15 protein-coding genes and 1 pseudogene are annotated in these 17,543 nt (G+C 40.9%); 2 read left to right on the top strand and 14 right to left on the bottom strand.

What is annotated here, in order from left to right:
- Positions 1-77: 77 nt before the first annotated feature.
- Entirely contained in the window at positions 78-995 is a 918-nt protein-coding gene (locus R0J88_RS11920) for a histone deacetylase family protein (protein ID WP_410900024.1), read from the top strand.
- A gap of 15 nt (positions 996-1,010) precedes the next feature.
- Here R0J88_RS11920 and R0J88_RS11915 read toward each other — a convergent pair whose 3' ends face one another.
- The 14 genes from R0J88_RS11915 to rsmD all read right to left on the bottom strand — a co-directional run bounded on the left by R0J88_RS11915 (position 1,011) and on the right by rsmD (position 16,694).
- Positions 1,011-1,304, bottom strand: a complete 294-nt coding sequence (locus tag R0J88_RS11915) for a hypothetical protein (RefSeq protein ID WP_375276800.1) — start codon at positions 1,302-1,304, stop codon at positions 1,011-1,013.
- Between the two features lie 2 nt (positions 1,305-1,306).
- Positions 1,307-2,116, bottom strand: coding sequence for a DUF2797 domain-containing protein (locus tag R0J88_RS11910; protein ID WP_410900023.1), 810 nt, complete (start codon positions 2,114-2,116; stop codon positions 1,307-1,309).
- 23 nt (positions 2,117-2,139) lie between these two features.
- Positions 2,140-4,680, bottom strand: a complete 2,541-nt coding sequence (locus R0J88_RS11905) for an EAL domain-containing protein (protein WP_410900022.1) — start codon at positions 4,678-4,680, stop codon at positions 2,140-2,142.
- Between the two features lie 109 nt (positions 4,681-4,789).
- Positions 4,790-6,073 carry a phosphoribosylamine--glycine ligase gene (gene purD, locus R0J88_RS11900; protein ID WP_058429654.1) on the bottom strand — a complete coding sequence of 428 codons (1,284 nt, stop codon included), beginning with the start codon at positions 6,071-6,073 and terminating at the stop codon, positions 4,790-4,792.
- A gap of 16 nt (positions 6,074-6,089) precedes the next feature.
- Positions 6,090-6,911: a class I SAM-dependent methyltransferase gene (locus R0J88_RS11895; protein ID WP_006791164.1), complete on the bottom strand. Its 822-nt coding sequence runs from the start codon at positions 6,909-6,911 to the stop codon at positions 6,090-6,092.
- Between the two features lie 101 nt (positions 6,912-7,012).
- The gene (gene purH, locus R0J88_RS11890) at positions 7,013-8,599 is read right to left on the bottom strand and encodes a bifunctional phosphoribosylaminoimidazolecarboxamide formyltransferase/IMP cyclohydrolase (protein ID WP_039037995.1); all 1,587 of its coding nucleotides are present in this window, start codon (positions 8,597-8,599) and stop codon (positions 7,013-7,015) included.
- A gap of 191 nt (positions 8,600-8,790) precedes the next feature.
- Positions 8,791-9,081: a DNA-binding transcriptional regulator Fis gene (fis, locus tag R0J88_RS11885; RefSeq protein WP_002957804.1), complete on the bottom strand. Its 291-nt coding sequence runs from the start codon at positions 9,079-9,081 to the stop codon at positions 8,791-8,793.
- 19 nt (positions 9,082-9,100) lie between these two features.
- On the bottom strand, positions 9,101-10,072 hold the full coding sequence (gene dusB, locus R0J88_RS11880; protein ID WP_010556644.1) for a tRNA dihydrouridine synthase DusB: 972 nt from the start codon (positions 10,070-10,072) through the stop codon (positions 9,101-9,103).
- A gap of 281 nt (positions 10,073-10,353) precedes the next feature.
- On the bottom strand, positions 10,354-11,235 hold the full coding sequence (gene prmA, locus R0J88_RS11875; protein ID WP_410900021.1) for a 50S ribosomal protein L11 methyltransferase: 882 nt from the start codon (positions 11,233-11,235) through the stop codon (positions 10,354-10,356).
- A 66-nt stretch (positions 11,236-11,301) separates the two neighbouring features.
- A complete protein-coding gene (gene rpoD, locus R0J88_RS11870; protein WP_276753944.1) occupies positions 11,302-13,146 on the bottom strand; it encodes an RNA polymerase sigma factor RpoD in 1,845 nt (614 codons plus the stop codon).
- A gap of 124 nt (positions 13,147-13,270) precedes the next feature.
- Entirely contained in the window at positions 13,271-15,022 is a 1,752-nt protein-coding gene (dnaG, locus tag R0J88_RS11865; RefSeq protein ID WP_058429657.1) for a DNA primase, read from the bottom strand.
- A 239-nt stretch (positions 15,023-15,261) separates the two neighbouring features.
- Positions 15,262-15,708 (bottom strand): GatB/YqeY domain-containing protein, encoded by a 447-nt coding sequence (locus R0J88_RS11860; protein WP_410900020.1) that lies wholly within the window; start codon positions 15,706-15,708, stop codon positions 15,262-15,264.
- 19 nt (positions 15,709-15,727) lie between these two features.
- Positions 15,728-15,943 (bottom strand): 30S ribosomal protein S21, encoded by a 216-nt coding sequence (gene rpsU / locus R0J88_RS11855; protein WP_002957797.1) that lies wholly within the window; start codon positions 15,941-15,943, stop codon positions 15,728-15,730.
- A gap of 145 nt (positions 15,944-16,088) precedes the next feature.
- Positions 16,089-16,694 (bottom strand): 16S rRNA (guanine(966)-N(2))-methyltransferase RsmD, encoded by a 606-nt coding sequence (gene rsmD, locus R0J88_RS11850; protein ID WP_008128766.1) that lies wholly within the window; start codon positions 16,692-16,694, stop codon positions 16,089-16,091.
- Between the two features lie 116 nt (positions 16,695-16,810).
- On the opposite strand from rsmD, the pseudogene R0J88_RS11845 reads away from it, so the two are divergent.
- Positions 16,811-17,543, top strand: a pseudogene (locus R0J88_RS11845) (signal recognition particle-docking protein FtsY); the annotation flags it as partial.

Below are 17,543 nucleotides of genomic sequence, written 5' to 3'. Positions count from 1 at the left end.
ATACACCAAAGTCGCAAAGCCACCATCGGGTGGCTTTGTTATATTAAGTTTTCACTTATTTGGTTTTTGGAGTTTTTATGCGTACTGCAGTTATCTCACATCCACATTGCCGTAAGCATAAAATGATAGACGACCACCCTGAGTGCCCAGAACGTTTAGATGCGATAACTGACCGCTTGCTTGCAAGTGGCGTAGACGTGGGGTTAAAGCATTTACAAGCACCTAAAGCTCATCGAGAACATTATTTACTAGCGCACGATGAGGCGCTGGTCAATTTGGTTGAGCGATTAATTCCTCAAGAGGGCTTAAATAATCTCGATGGCGATACATGGCTTTGCCCTGACTCTTTTAAAGCAATTGAGCGCGCGGTGGGGGCCGGGGTTTTTGCGGTAGATGAAATACTTGATGATAAACTCGACGCGGCATTTTGCTCTGTGCGTCCGCCAGGGCATCATGCCAATAAGCACTCGTCATCAGGGTTTTGCGTATTTAATAGCTTAGCGATTGCTGTTAAGTATGCACAAAGCAAAGGCATCAAACGTATTGCAATTGCCGATTTTGATGTACACCATGGTAACGGAACCCAAGACATTTTTATTGATGATGAAAGGGTACTGCTTTGCTCGTTATTTCAATACCCGTTTTACCCAAATACAGCGGTTAAAAATAATAGCCATATTGTTAATTCGCCTTTACCTATTGCAAGTAATGGGGACGATTTAAAAGAGGTATTCAATAGCCAATGGTTACCAAAATTAAAGGATTTTAAGCCTGAACTATTATTTATAAGTGCAGGTTTTGACGCACATGTAGAAGATGACATGGCAAGCCTGAATTTTGTAGAAGACGATTACATTTGGCTCACTGAGCAGCTATGCAAAGTAACAAAAGAAAGTGGCTGTAAGGGAATTATATCGTATTTGGAAGGGGGCTATGCGCTATCAGCATTGGGTAGAAGTGCAGTAGCGCATATTAAAGTGCTTAGCGAGCAATAGTTATTAAAAGTATGTTTAAAGCCCAAGTAAATTAAATGCCTGTGAAGTACTTAGCGTTTTAATTTTACCTAGGCAACAATGCCCTTCATTTAATAGGTAAGCAGTAACAAGGTATGCTAGCTGCTCTTCGGTTAAGGCTAAGCAAGGTTGAGCTTGTAGGTTAAGGTATTCACCTTGTTTATTAAGCACTCTCACATTAGTTAGTTCACTTGATGCAACACCGTGTAAGCACTCATTTTGCTCTTGCTGGTTTCGCACTATTTCAAGCTCATTATAAATAACCATTAACTGTGGAAAGCTGTTTAACATGGTTAGCCTATAGTTACTTCGTATGAAGTAAATTTACGTATATTAATAACGCCGTTATCAAATATTAAATATTGGCCTTTAATACCTTGTAAAATACCGCTTACAACGGGATTTTTATCAAAGTTAAACGAGCTAATTTTGGTTGGGTATTCGGTGACTGGAAAGTTTAAATCAACCACGTCTTCATCAAGTTGCTCTATAGCTGTGGCACCAAATAGTTCACTAAGCTCGTTTAGTTTATCGCTAATTTGTGGAATAAGTTCAGCGGCGGCAGCTTTTAAGTCTATAGCTTCGTTTTGACCTTTTAACATATTGCGCCAATTAGTTTTATCGGCAATAAACTCTGCTAATGCAACCTCTACCAATCCCGACTGCAAACGTGTTTGTACTTTAAAAATAGGTAAAGCTTGAGTGGCGCCTTGGTCAATCCAACGTGTAGGTATTTGTGTATGGCGCGTAATACCTACTTTTAATCCCGAGGTGTTAGCTAAGTAAACGTAATGTGGGATCATACAATTAGCTTCGCCCCACTGTGGCTCTCGGCATGTACCTTGATCGTAGTGGCAGGTTTCTGGTTTCATAATACACATGTCGCAGCTAGCGAGCTTACGCATACAAACAAAACAATGGCCTTGAGAATAACTTTTTTTGGTTTTTTTACCGCAGTTAGAACACAAAATAGTGCCGCTAAATGTAAGCGTTAGTTCTTTACCTATAAAAGCATTTAAGTTAACTAGCTCATCGCCAACGGGAAGGTGATATTGAACGGGCTCTGTTAAGCTCGATTTTAATTTACGCAGTGTGCCTTGCATCTTCACATAGCCCCTAAAGATGTTTAAAAAGGAGAGTCTAACATTTTTAAACTGTATTGGCTTTTTAAGAAATTAACATACTCAGGATAAGGCAACGCTTTAGCATATAAATAACCTTGTGCGCGGTCTGCATTCATTTGTTTTAACAGCTGGTGGATTTCTTGAGTTTCAACACCTTCTACAGTAATTGACAAGTTAAGCTGGTGCGCCATATCTATTGATGTTTGAACTATGACTTGGTGAGCGGGGTTATTAACGAGGTCAAAAATAAATGATTTATCTATTTTTAGCTCGCTAAAGTGGTAGTTAACAAGGTAGCTCAATGATGCGTAACCTGTGCCAAAGTCATCGAGTACAACTTTTATTCCTAATGCTGATAATTCATCAACTAATTTAATGAGCACGTCTTGGCTTTCTACAAAGGCAGATTCAGTTAATTCAAACTTAAGTAAGTGAGCGGGTGCTTGATGTTTGATTAATATATTTTCTATTTTTTCAGCTAAGTTATTAATGGCTAAGTTTTTAGCGCTTAAGTTAACGCTAATTGTGTGCTCTTTATGGCCGCTGTTAATTAGCTCTACAAGATCTTTACAAGCTTGTTCAATAACCCACAAGGTCAGCTCATTAATTATTCCGGTATGCTCAGCCAATATTACAAGCTCTTCAATCGAAATGTTTTTATAGGTGGGATCAGGCCAGCGTAGTAGCGCTTCAGCGCCTATTACTTGATTATTGACTAAACTTATTTGCGGTTGATAATACAGCGCAAGCTGGTTTGTTTTAATTGCTTTTTGCAAATGAGCCGCCAAACCAACATCCATTATTAAACTGTTATTAATTGCAGACGACGCAACGCGATCTGCACGTCCTTTTGCATCTTTTAAGGCTAAGTAACCGCGCTTTAACCAATATTCAAAATCATTACTTTGGTTTGCACTACTAATGCCAATTGTGTAATTGAGCTGCAGACTCAAACCTTTAATTTCATATTGCTTGGGGAGGTTACTAATGACTTTTGTGAGTAGTGTTTTGAGTGTGTCTTGGTTTTGGTTTTTGGTTGAGATACAAGCAAATACACCACTGTTTAAATCAGCCAGACGAGGACTGTTATTTAAATCGGTTTCAAGATTTGCAAACTCTCTTTCGTGCATTAATTCATTCTCTAGTCGCTCAGCAATGTGCTTTATGAGGGTGTAACCTTGAGTCGATGTAATGATGGTATTAAGCGAATTAAAATGACGTATTTTTATTAGGCACAAGGTGGTAGAACGGTTTTGGCTTTGCAGGGACATAAATGCTTGTTTGAGCTTAGAGCTATTAAGCAACTTAGTTTGTTGAGTGTGAGTTGCATGGTAAAGCGCGCGCTCTCGTTGATAGCGTACACGATCAGCCAGCGCCATGGCCATTAAAACAATTTCACATAAAATCGCCACCAAAAAGGCGTGACGCGAAGTGAAACTGTAATCAATCACGCCGGTGAGCTCCAGTGGTTGTATTACGGCACCTAAAATAAGGGGAACCCACGAAAAAACGTAAAATTTGGCCCATCTAAAACCACTAAGCAGTTTTTTATAAATTAATATAGTGCATGCAACATATAGCAGCGCTAATACGCAGAAAAAAAGTGGCGCAGCGATGTTTTCAGGAATAAAAAAGCTAGCTATACCCATAACAAACATAAGAGAAAGCAGCGCTTTGCTCATTGTGTATCGCCAGCACTTATCTTTATGGTAGCGCAAAAACATAGTACAAAAGGCGAGAGTAAAAAACGAAACCGCGTAATTACTCACAATGACTTTGTGATGAAAAAATAGTTGCCACTCTAAAGGCCAAAGGTAAAACCCAAACCCAAGCACAATACCCATTAGTATCAGTGCGCTAATTATGTAACCAATATAAACAAGGTAAACCCGGTCTTTTATACCAAAATAGAGTACTAGGTTGTAAAGTGCAGCCATGAGTAATACGCCAGCAAATATTCCCCAAATACCAGTTTGAGAACGCATTAAATCTACAAATTCTTTATCGCGGTATAAATTGATAGGTGTTTTGCTAATGCCCACGGTGTCTATTTTAATAACGAGGCGCTGGGTTGATTTTTGCTCCATCAAAAAGTTGATGTGTGGCACGCTGTACTGAAACAAAGTCAGTTTTTTTTCTCTATCACCCAACTTATAAGTTTTTAATATATGGTTGTTTTTATCTAAACGATAAACTGTGAGGTGATCGGCCATTGGGTTATCAAAGTGAGCAACTACTTTTTGACTTTCTTGGCTTTTGTTTTCTAAATCAAGAAACAACCAATAATTTTGCTGAGTAAAACTCCAAGGAATTTCTGAAAAAGGAGCATGGGTAAGTAAATTAGGTTGCTTGATAATTGCATCGAATGTTTGGTTTTTGGTTTCATCAATGTAGTAGGCGTGATTGAGATACATTGGTGATGTTTTATCAATTGTGTAACGAGTAGGCACTACTAGGTTTGAAGCCAATGTATTGATAATAAAAAATATAAATATCAAAATGGCAACAGCAAGTGAATGATAACGTAAAGTTCTAAGTTCCAATGTATGCTTACTTTTTAAAAACTTTTAATTAGTGTAGCACTAAAAAAGCGCAGGCGAACTGCGCTTTTTTAGTTAAATTAATTGGTCATACCAATCAATTTTTATTAGCTTACTGCTCGCGAGCAATAGCACGATAAGCAATATCAGTTCGATACTCCATACCATCCCAGCTAATTTGTTTAACCAGCTCGTAGGCTCGTTGTTGTGCTTCTGTTACGCTATTACCCAATGCCGTTGCGCACAAAACACGGCCGCCGGCAGTAACAACATCATCGCCGCTTTGTTTAGTACCCGCATGAAATACTTTTTCATCAGCAGGGTAGTTAACCTTAAGGCCTGAAATAGCATCGCCTTTAGGGTAGTCACCCGGGTAGCCTTTAGCTGCAAGTACAACGCCTACCGCTGCGCGTGGGTCAAACTCGATGGTGGTTTTATCTAGTTCTTCACGGTTAGCCGCTTCAATCAGTTCAACTAAATCTGATTGTAAACGTAGCATCATAGGTTGTGTTTCAGGGTCGCCAAAACGACAGTTATACTCGATAACTTTAGGTGTACCTGAGCTATCTATCATTAAACCTGCGTACAAGAAGCCAGTGTACGGGTTGCCTTCGCTTGCCATGCCTTCTACTGTCGGGGTGATCACTTCATCCATAATGCGTTGGTGGATTTCGTTTGTCACCACTGGCGCAGGAGAGTATGCACCCATACCGCCAGTATTTGGGCCGGCATCGCCATTATAAGCACGTTTATGATCTTGGCTTGTCGCAAACGGAAGGACGTTTTTACCATCTACCATTACAATGAAAGAGGCTTCTTCGCCATCCAAAAACTCTTCAATAACAACACGGCTACCAGCATCACCAAAGGCATTACCGGCAAGCATATCGCGAATAGCGTCTTCAGCTTCCTGATGTGTCATTGCAACAATAACGCCTTTACCTGCGGCTAAACCATCGGCTTTAATTACAATTGGCGCACCTTTTTCTTTTAAATAAGCAAGGGCCGGGTCAATTTGCTCAAATGTTTGGTAATCGGCGGTTGGTATAGCATGACGTGCTAAAAAGTCTTTCGTAAACGACTTAGAGCCTTCAAGCTGGGCAGCACCCGCTGTTGGGCCAAATATAGCCATATCATGTTCACGAAATTTATCCACAACACCTAATACGAGCGGTACTTCAGGGCCTACAATGGTGAGCTCTACATTGTTTTGCTGAGCAAATTTTAATAAGCCATCTAAATCTTCAACGTTAATTGCAACGTTTTCGAGTTTAGGCTCAAGTGCAGTACCTGCGTTACCTGGAGCAACAAACACGGTATTTACTTTACTGTTTTGAGCGGCCTTAAACGCAAGTGCGTGTTCGCGGCCGCCGCTGCCAATGACTAATACATTCATGGCGTACTATTCCTATTTAAAGCGGTTTTTTAAATTTCAGCGTCATACGGTCGCTTTCACCAATAGCTTTATATTTTTCAGCGTCTTGTTCGCCAAGTCTTAAGCTAGGTGGTAGCGTCCACACCCCTTTAGGGTGATCGGCTGTATCTTTTGGATTAGCATTTATTTCACTAGTTGCTGCTAGCTCAAATCCTGCTTGCTTTGCAAGGTCAACCACGTAACTCTGTTTCATATAACCTGATGTTTTTTGATCCTCATCAGCACGGTTTTCAGCTAAACGATGCTCAACCACACCCAATGTACCGCCTGGTTTTAGTGCTTTATAAAACGCTTTAAATGCGCTCAATGCACCGTCTGTATCTTTACCCATATACCAGTTATGCACATTGCGGAAGGTAAGTACCATATCGGCAGATTCTGCAGGCGCAATATCTAGGTGGGTTAAAGGAGCAAACTCTGTAATTTTAACATTACTAAAGCGTTCGTCTTCAGCTACTTTTTGTTTAAACGCAGCTAATGAGCGTTGATAGTAACCAACCGATGAGTCGCTAGGGAAATGAGCAGCGTAGTATAAGCCTTGCTCTTTCAATGCTGGCGCTAAAATTTCACTGTACCAACCACCACCTGGCGCAATTTCTACAACGGTCATTGATGGTTTAAAGCCAAAAAATGCCAATGTTTGCTCAGGGTGGCGATATTCATCACGAGCACTATTTTTAGCGCTTCGCTCGCTTGCTTTTATTGCGTGGCTTAGGCTTGATTCATGGTTATGGCTTAATGCCATTGTTGAAGTAAGTGCTAGGCTAGCAACAAGTAGAGACTTTAGTGCAAATTTCATCGTTTGTTCCTTCACATTAAAATTAGGAGTTAGAATAATCAGAATACGTGAATTGCTTGCAAACAAAAAGGGTTAAACGTTGAGCTTAACCCTTTTTGTGATTAGTGGCGGAAGTGACGCATGCCAGTAAACACCATAGCCATGCCCGCTTCATCCGCGGCCGCGATAACTTCTTCATCGCGCATTGAACCACCCGGTTGAATAACCGCTGTTATACCAGCCTCTGCAGCAGCATCTATGCCATCGCGGAATGGGAAAAACGCATCCGATGCCATAACAGAACCCGGCACTTCTAGGTTTTCATCAGCAGCTTTAATACCCGCTATTTTAGCAGAGTAAACGCGGCTCATTTGGCCTGCGCCTACACCAATAGTCATACCGTCGCGGGCATACACAATCGCGTTTGATTTAACAAATTTAGCGACTTTCCAGCAAAACAGTAAATCTTTAAGTTCCTGCTCAGATGGCTGACGCTTAGAGACAACTTTTAAGTCGCCTTGGGTAACCATACCTAGGTCGCGATCTTGTACTAAAACGCCGCCGTTTACGCGTTTAATATCATGGCCAGTTGCTTTGCCACTCCATTGTCCACACGCTAATAAACGTACGTTCTTTTTAGCTTCAACAATTTTTGCAGCTTCACTTGAAATGCTCGGGGCAATAATCACTTCAACAAATTGACGGTCAACAATGGCTTGTGCTGTTGCAGCATCAAGCTCGCGGTTAAAGGCAATAATGCCGCCAAACGCTGATGTTGGGTCTGTTTTAAATGCACGCTCGTAAGCACTAAGAATATCTTCACCAATTGAAACACCACACGGGTTTGCGTGTTTAACAATAACACACGCAGGTACATCAAATTCTTTAACGCACTCAAGGGCTGCATCGGTATCTGCAATGTTATTAAACGACAGTGCTTTACCTTGTAACTGAGTTGCAGTTGCAACTGATGCTTCACTTACATCGTTTTCAACGTAAAAAGCAGCATCTTGATGTGAGTTTTCACCGTAACGCATATCTTGCTTTTTAGTGAATTGCATGTTGATAGTACGTGGGAACTTAGTGTCTTCGACGGCTTCTTCAGTGTAGTCAGGAACCATTTTGCCAAAGTAATTAGCAATCATGCCATCGTATTGAGCTGTGTGCTCATACGCGGCAATAGCTAAATCAAAACGTGTTTTATACGTAGTTGAACCATTGTTATTTTGCATTTCGCTAATAACGCGATCGTAATCGCTCGCGTTTACAACAATCGTTACGTCTTTGTGATTTTTAGCAGCTGCGCGAACCATTGTTGGGCCGCCAATATCAATATTTTCAATGGCATCTTCAAGGCTGCAGTTTTCTTGAGCGACAGTATTCGCAAAGGGGTATAAGTTAACTACAACTATGTCGATTGCAGAAATGTTGTTATCTGCCATTACATCTTCATCTTGTCCGCGACGGGCTAAAATACCGCCGTGAATTTTAGGGTGAAGGGTTTTTACGCGGCCATCCATGATTTCAGGGTGACCGGTGTGATCTGAAACTTCAGTCACTTTTATGCCGTTATCAGCAAGGAGTTTACATGTACCGCCAGTTGATAAAATATCTACACCTTGCGCTTCTAGTGCGCGGGCAAATTCAACAATACCGGTTTTATCAGACACACTTAATAGTGCGCGACGAATGGGACGATGAGTATCCATTGTAGTTTGATTTCCTCAGTTAATGAGCTAGCTTAGAAGCGGGCATTTTAACTGATTACAACTTAAAAAACGACTTATAAAGCGCCAATAAGCGTGAGCATTTTGCAACATCTCTACTAAATTGTACGCATAAAAAAAGCACCCTAAGGTGCTTTTTTAATAAACAGCTGTGATTTATCACAGCCAGCATATTAGTTCATGCCGTATTTTTTAAGCTTTTTGCGTAAAGTACCACGGTTGATACCTAGTAAAATAGCTGCACGAGTTTGGTTACCACGTGTGTATGTCATTACTTCTTCAAGTAATGGCGCTTCTAGCTCTGAAAGAACAAGGTCGTAAACGTCTTGCACATCTTGACCGTTAAGCTGTTTTAAGTAGTGGTGAACAGCTTTTTTTACTGCATCACGCAATGGCTGCGGTTTCTCGTGTGACTGAACATGAGGGTTTGTGATAAATGGAGAAGTCACGTTTTGTTCGAACATTATAAAGTCTCTTTCTTTCTTAGTTAGCTGCTAGTGTTTTAAAGTATTGCTCTAATGCGACGACCTGTGCTTCTGAGTTGTCGAGCGCATTAAATACTCGCCTAAACTGACCATCACTGTCATGGGTTTGCAAATACCAAGATACATGTTTGCGAGCAATTCTCGCGCCCATTGGCTCACCGTAAAACGCATGGAGGTTTGTTAAATGCTCCATTAAAATACTGCGCACCTCTGCAATAGCAGGTGGCTGCATGTGTTCACCAGTTCGCAAATAGTGGTCTATTTCCCTAAATATCCAAGGGCGACCTTGGGCGGCTCGACCAATCATAATGGCATCTGCACCCGTATAGTCTAAAACCTGTTTTGCTTTTTCTGGCGAGGTAATATCACCATTTGCAACAACAGGAATTGACACTGAACGTTTTATATCCCTAATCGTGGCGTATTCTGCTTCACCTTTATACATACATGCGCGTGTTCGCCCATGTACAGCCAGTGATGCAATGCCATAACGTTCAGCTATTCTCGCAATCTCTACACCATTACGGTTATCCGGATCCCACCCTGTACGGATTTTAAGTGTTACAGGTATATCAACAGCATTAACAACTGCATCAATAATCTCTTCCACGAGTTCAGGAAACTGTAATAAAGCAGAGCCTGCGAGTTTCTTGTTCACTTTTTTTGCTGGGCACCCCATATTGATATCTATGATTTGTGCACCGTTAGCAACATTGAATTGTGCGGCCTGCGCCATAAGCTCAGGATCAGCTCCTGCAATCTGCACCGCGCGTATACCCGACTCACCGCTGTGATCCATACGATTCATCGACTTTTCAGTTTTCCAAACCTTTGGGTTTGACGATAACATTTCAGACACAGCAAGCCCGGCGCCTAAGCGACGGCAGAGTTGTCTAAATGGTCTGTCTGTAATGCCGGCCATAGGCGCAACAATTACATTATTCTCAAGTTGGTATTTACCGATACGCACTGTATTCAATAGGCCTCTTTTCAAGGGGCGCTAAGTTTACGGCTTTTTTGACAAAAATCAAAGGCTATAAATTGAACAAAAGTGACTTTTTTTTGCACTTTTCGTATTGACATTTGATAACCGTATGACGAAAGGGTTTATTTGTGTGAAATTTGAACGAATGGTGTTTTTATAATAAATAATGTTTATTTTTTATTTTGTAAAAAAATAGTAAAGCCTGTTAAATACAGGCTTTACATGCGACTTTTGAGTTAATACTCTAAAATTTATAATGTATATGGTTAGCTATTTTTTATACCGCTAACACGAGTCCAATCACCTTCAATGGCAATTTTATCGAGCTCAATAAAAGGGGCGTAAATATCAGCTACTGACTGGGCTTGTTCTTCTAAAATGCCAGACATCGCAATTTTGCCACCTGGCTTTAACAATCCTAAAATCACACTGTGAAGCTCACGCAGAGGTTGCGCTAAAATATTAGCCACTACAATATCTGCAGTAAACTCTGGCTGGTTTTCTGGTAAGTACACTTCTAGCTTATCGGCTACGCCGTTTCTGTTTGCATTATCAAGACTTGCTTCAAGTGCTTGTGGGTCAATATCAATCCCAATCATGCGCTCAGCACCCAGTTTAATAGCAGCGATACCTAAAATGCCTGAGCCACAACCAAAATCCACGACGGTTTTACCGCTAAGGTCTTGGCTTTCTAGCCATTTTAAACACAGAGCTGTTGTTGCGTGTGTGCCTGTGCCAAACGCAAGGCCAGGGTCAAGTAAAACGTTAACAGCATCAGGATCAGGAATATCGCGCCAGCTAGGGCAAATCCATAGCTTTTCACCAAACTGAATAGGGTGGAAGTTATCCATCCATTCACGTTCCCAGTCTTTATCTTCAAGCTGTTCAATTTTGTAAACGAGAGATTCATTTATTTCGTCGTGGCGTTTTAATAGTGCGATCACTTCGTTCATATCGTGATTAGCTTCAAATAAACCAATTACAGTGGTGTCAGCCCAAAATTCAACAGTGCCAATTTTTGGCTCATATATAGGTGTGTCTTTAGCATCCATAAAGGTAACAGACGCACTGCCTGCTTCCATTAATAGGTCACTTACTGCATCTGCGGTTGCTGCATTGGCATTGATACGGATTTGGATCCAAGCCATCTTTATTTCCTTGAAATAGAAAAAAGGCCGCTACAGCGGCCTTTTTAGTTTATACAAAGCGCTAAATTACTTAGCGTCTAAAAAGCTTTTTAGTAAATCTGAGCGAGAAGGGTGGCGTAATTTACGCAGCGCTTTCGCTTCTATTTGACGAATACGCTCACGTGTTACGTCAAATTGTTTACCTACTTCTTCTAAGGTGTGGTCGGTATTCATATCGATACCAAAGCGCATACGAAGTACTTTAGCTTCACGCGCTGTTAAGCCCGCTAGTACGTCGTTAGTTGCGCCACGAAGCGACTCCATTGTTGCCGAATCGATTGGCGAATCAATGGTGGTGTCTTCGATAAAGTCACCTAAGTGCGAATCTTCATCATCACCGATTGGTGTTTCCATCGAAATTGGCTCTTTAGCAATCTTAAGTACCTTACGAATTTTATCCTCAGGCATCATCATGCGTTCAGCTAATTCTTCTGGATTTGGCTCACGACCCATTTCTTGTAACATTTGACGAGAGATACGGTTAAGTTTATTAATCGTTTCGATCATATGTACCGGGATACGGATAGTTCTTGCTTGGTCGGCAATAGAGCGAGTGATAGCTTGACGTATCCACCACGTAGCATAAGTAGAGAACTTATAACCACGACGGTATTCAAACTTATCTACCGCTTTCATCAAACCAATATTACCTTCTTGGATTAAATCCAAGAACTGTAAACCACGGTTTGTGTATTTTTTAGCAATTGAGATTACAAGACGTAAGTTAGCTTCAACCATTTCTTTTTTCGCACGGCGCGCTTTTGCTTCACCAATACTCATACGACGGTTAATGTCTTTAATACGCTCTATGCTTAAACCAGTTGTTTGCTCAATAATAGATAGCTTATTGATACAACGTATTATTTCAGGTTTAACTTCTTCAAGTTTAGCTGAGTATTTTTCGTTGTTTGAAATTTCTAAATCAACCCACGAAGCATCCGTTTCGTTATTAGCAAAGTGCTTAACGAATGCTTTTTTAGGTAGCTTAGCAATTTGTACAGCTTGTTTCATGATTAGACGTTCTTGAACACGAACGCGGTCCATCATTTCGCGCATGTTGTTAACCATGCGATCAAACTGTTTAGGAATTAGCTTGAAGGTTCTGAAAAGCTCACCAATTTCAAAAATGGCGGCTTGTGAATCAGGATGCGAACGACCTTTAGCTTCAAACGTATCACGTGCTTTATTATATAAATCACGTAAGTTTTCAAAATGAATGCGAGCTTCTTCAGGATCTGGGCCTGTATCTACTTCTTCTTCATCTTCATCATCGTCACTTTTGTCATCGTCTTCATCGTCGTCATCAAGTTGTTTTTCACTTAATTCTGAACCGATATTAGTTGCTGAAATTGGCGCTTCATCTTCGTTTGGATCAATGAAACCAACGATGATATCGCTTAAACGCATTTCTTCTGCTTCAAACTTATCCCACTGCTCTAGTAGGTAAGTGATTGCTTCAGGGTATTCAGCAACTGAAATTTGTACTTGGTTGATCCCTTCTTCAATACGCTTAGCGATAACAATTTCGCCTTCACGTGTAAGAAGTTCAACAGTGCCCATTTCGCGCATGTACATGCGAACTGGATCGGTAGTGCGGCCAATTTCTTTTTCTACCGTAGCAAGTGCAGCAGCGGCAGCTTCAGCTGCGTCTTCGTCTGTCGTTGTTTCTTGCATCATTAGTTCATCGGCATCAGGCGCGTTTTCGCTAACCTTAATACCCATGTCATTAATCATGCTTATGATATCTTCTACTTGATCTGAGTCAATTATGTCTTGTGGAAGGTGATCATTTACTTCTGCAAAAGTTAAGTAGCCTTGCTCTTTACCTTTTTGAATCAGAAGTTTTAATTGTGACTGAGGAGTTGGATCCATAGAGATTGTTTCTTCCACTCTGATAAGTTGATACAACAGGCGCCATCACTTGGTTTACATTAATGCCAACCAGAACAATGTGACGCAGTGAATAGCACAGTATAACATCCAAAACTAGATCTGACTAGCTGTTAGTCGCTTTTAACGCTGTCATTAGTAAATGACATTCTAGTCTTTCGTCGCTATTTAAACCTTGTGTCTTGTCTTTTATTAATAAGGTCTCTAGTCGATAATTTAAACACTGATCTTCAATAAATTTAAAAGTATTTTTAAAAACAGTCTCTAAACGCTCTTCATTTATTTCATGTTGCCAAGTAGCGAGCTTAATAAGAGGCTCATAATCGTCAGTATCTCTAAAAAATTCGAGTATCTGAGCCGTAGTGATAGTCTCTTTTTCAAGTGCTTGTTGCTGCAAGCGAAGCAATAAACCAATACCTGCAATGTTCATTTGTGCAAGTTCTGGCAAATAAGGAACACTTTTAGCTAGGTTTGGATGCTGAATTAAAATACCAATAGCCTGTCGCATTGGGGTTATTTTAAATTTTCGCTCAATAGAATGCTGTTGCTTTGGTGTTTTTAATCGATTATTAAGTTGTTCACGCGTGCGCCCAATTAGTCTGCCTAATTGCTCTAAAATATTTTCTTGGTAAAATTCACTCGGAATTTTTTCAATGAGCGGTAGGGCTGCACTGAGTAATTTTGCTTTACCCGAATCGAGTGTTAAATCAATTTCTTGGCTTAATCTGTTAAACATGACTTTAGTAAAGTCATCGGCTTCACTTAGACGCTGTTCGAATGCTTCTTTACCTTCTTTTTGCACTAATGAATCGGGATCTTCTCCATCAGGCAAAAATACAAAGTTCAATGCTTTACCGTCATTTAAGTAGGGGAGCGCATTTTCAAGTGCCCGCCAAGCTGCATCGCGTCCAGCTCGGTCGCCATCGTAACAACAAATGACCTTATCGGTCGTTCTAAATAACGTATGCATGTGTTCGCTTGTTGTGGCGGTTCCCAGTGCTGCAACAGCGTATTCAATCTCTTTTTCTGCAAGTGCAACAACATCCATGTAGCCTTCAACGATAAGAATGTGCTCTAACTTTTTGTGTGCTTGTTTAGCTTCGTAAAGGCCATAAAGCTCAAACCCTTTATGAAAAATTCGAGTCTCTGGAGAGTTTAAATATTTAGGCCCTTGATCAGCTTGCATAACACGACCGCCAAAAGCGACAACTCTGCCGCGTTTATCACGAATAGGAAACATTAAGCGGTCGCGAAAAAAGTCGAACTGCCTGCCGGGTGTTTTTTCTGAGGCGAGCTTTAATTCGACGAGTTGCTCTTTTTGTTCTTTATTACGGCCAAGTTGTAAACATAAGCCATCCCATTCACTAGGGGCGTAGCCAACCATGAACTTTTTAACGGTTTCTCCGCTCAGTCCTCGACCTTTAACATAGTCAATGACTGCGGCCGAGTTAGCGTGGTGCTTTAGTTGGTGCTGATAAAAGCGAGCTGTATGAAGCATCAAATCGTAATCTGAACGCTTTTGCGCAGCGGTACGTTCTGGCGCAGAGCTACCGCCTTGTTCGCGGGGCACGTCCAAGTTGAGCATACTGGCAAGCTCTTCAATGGCATCAACAAACTCTAGTTTGTCGTATTCCATAACAAATGATATTGCGTTGCCATTCGCCCCACAGCCAAAGCAATGATAAAACTGTTTATCTTGCGATACCGTAAACGAGGGAGACTTTTCGTTATGAAAAGGGCAACACGCTTGATAGTCTTTACCGGCTTTTTTAAGCCCAACTTTAGAGTCTATCAGGTCGACAATATCGGTTCTGGCAAGTAAATCATCTATAAAACTTCGTGGGATCTTTCCAGCCATTAGTAAAGTACAGTCCTGAAATATTAAGAAGAATAACGAAAGTGAAACTTAAAATTTATACTCGTAAGGTATAAATAATTGGAGCTTAACTTATCAAAATGACGGCTAAATAAATAGAGTCAGAATGAATAATTTCATTTTTGAATATAGGCATAACGTTTACTTTTTAGCGACGTAAAAACAAAGAAACCGAGCACAAGGCTCGGTTTACTTCAATTATACTTTACGTATAGGGAGTGTTAGGCAGTTAATCTTTGCTTTATTAAACCAGAGATCTTACCCATATCGGCGCGACCTTCAGCTTTGCTTTTGATTATACCCATCACTTTACCCATGTCTTGCATACCTGCTGCGTTAGTATCAGCAATAGCCGCGTCAATGAGAGCAATTATTTCTTCGTCACTCAATTTTTGAGGTAAGAAGGTTTCAAGTGCTGCTATTTCATTGGCTTCAATTTCAGCTAAATCATCACGCCCAGCATCTTTGTACTGAGTGTAAGAGTCGCGACGTTGTTTAACAAGCTTCACTATAACGGAGGTAATACCTGCGTCGTCTAGTGTTATTTGCTCGTCAATCTCACGTTGCTTGATTGCAGCAAGTACCATGCGAATAGGGTTAAGACGTTGTTTGTCTTTAGCTCTCATCGCATCTTTTTGCGCATCTTTTAGCGTTATTAAAAGGCTCATTTATACAAGACCTAATGTATTAGTATAATTTAACGCGACGAGCGTTATCACGAGAAAGTTTTTTCATGTGACGCTTAACTGCTGCAGCTTTCTTACGCTTACGCTCAGCTGTTGGCTTTTCATAGTGCTCGCGACGACGAACTTCTGAAAGGATACCTGCTTTTTCACATGAACGCTTGAAGCGACGAAGTGCTACGTCAAACGGTTCGTTCTCTCTTACTTTAATTACTGGCATTAAAAATTCACCTACCTAAATTATGAGCGTTGCTCAAGTTGATCAAACATTGATCAAGTGGTTCAAAAATGGTGCGGTATTGTAATCCGAAGCAACACCACATGTAAAGGATAATATTAACAGAAACGCATAGTGTAAAACAGTATTAATTTGGTTGGCGTTGGTAGAGTCTACAAAATACTTGGCCTGCTTTTTTTTCTTTAATTAACAGCCAGTTACTAGGTGGTTTGAACGTATTTAGATCGCTCTCTACTTCAACGTAAATTAGTGCTTCTTCGCTAAGCCAATTATTTATTTCTAATAAGTTACAGCTAGTTTGAGCTAAATTTTTGCGAAAAGGCGGGTCAACAAAAACAAGATCAAAAGGCGTATTACTATTTTTTTGTTCTAAAAATGAAAGAGAGTTAGTGTGCCTTACCTGTGCATTTTGTAATTTTAGTGTTGCTATGTTTTGCGCTAGTTGCTTTGCTGCACTTGGGTCAAGCTCTATAAAAAGAGCAGTACTTGCAAAACGCGAAAGAGCTTCGAACCCCAACCCACCAGAACCTGCAAAACAATCTAGAACGTTAGCATCACGCGTGTCTTGCATTAACCAGTTAAATACTGTCTCTTTAATTCGGTCTGTAGTAGGACGTAAACCTTGTACGTCTTTTACTGGAAGCTTTCGGCCGCGAAATTGCCCACTTATCACTCTAATAAAGCCATCAGTAGATTTGGTAATTGCTTTATTTTTAGTTGTTTTATTTCTCATTTAGCTCACTAAAAAATGGTATCTGGGATCTAGCTCAGATAATATTGTAGTAGATTACGTATAGCTTCATTTTTCAACCGCATTAAAAGTGTTACTATTGGACACTTATGTTTTGAATGGTTGTTTGGCTGGCAAAGTGTGTTGGCTCTTCCAAGCTATTTTCAAATTTTAGTTTATCAGATTTTTATAAGTGGTTATTAGCAAGTATGGCAAAAAAAAGTAAATTAATGTCTTGGCTCGGCTTTGGTAAGTCAGATAAAAAACAAGCCGAACAAAAAGCAGAGGCTGATAAACAACAAGCTTTAGCAGAGCAAGAAGCTAAACGCTTAGAAGAAGAACGCGTTGCCGCTGAAAAAGCCGAGCAAGAACGCGTTGCTGCAGAGCAAGCGGAAAAATTAGCAATAGAACGAGCAAATGCCGAGCTGCTAGCAAAAGAACATGCGGAAGCCGAGCAGCAGAGAGTGGAGCTGCAAAATCGCCTTGCAGAGCAAGCAGAAGCGCAGCGTTTAGAACAAGAACGTGCTACAGCAGAGCAAGCAGAGGCCCAGCGTTTAGAGCAAGAACGTGCTGCGGCAGAGCAAGCAAAAGCCCAGCGTTTAGAGCAAGAACGTATTGCAGCACAGCAAGCAGAAGCACAGCGCATAGAGCAAGAACGTATTGCAGCACAGCAAGCAGAAGCGCAGCGCATAGAGCTAGAACGTGCTGCAGCAGAGCACGCAGAAGCACAGCGCATAGAGCAAGAACGTATTGCAGCACAGCAAGCAGAAGCACGGCGCATAGAGCAAGAACGTATTGCAGCACAGCAAGCAGAAGCGCAGCGCATAGAGCTAGAACGTGCTGCAGCAGAGC

Origin of the sequence: Pseudoalteromonas sp. SIMBA_162 (assembly GCF_046535955.1) — a bacterium.
Classification (GTDB): Bacteria; Pseudomonadota; Gammaproteobacteria; order Enterobacterales; family Alteromonadaceae; genus Pseudoalteromonas; species Pseudoalteromonas marina.
Note: the sequence above shows the minus strand (reverse complement) of the source record. Positions and strands in the feature narration are given on the sequence as shown.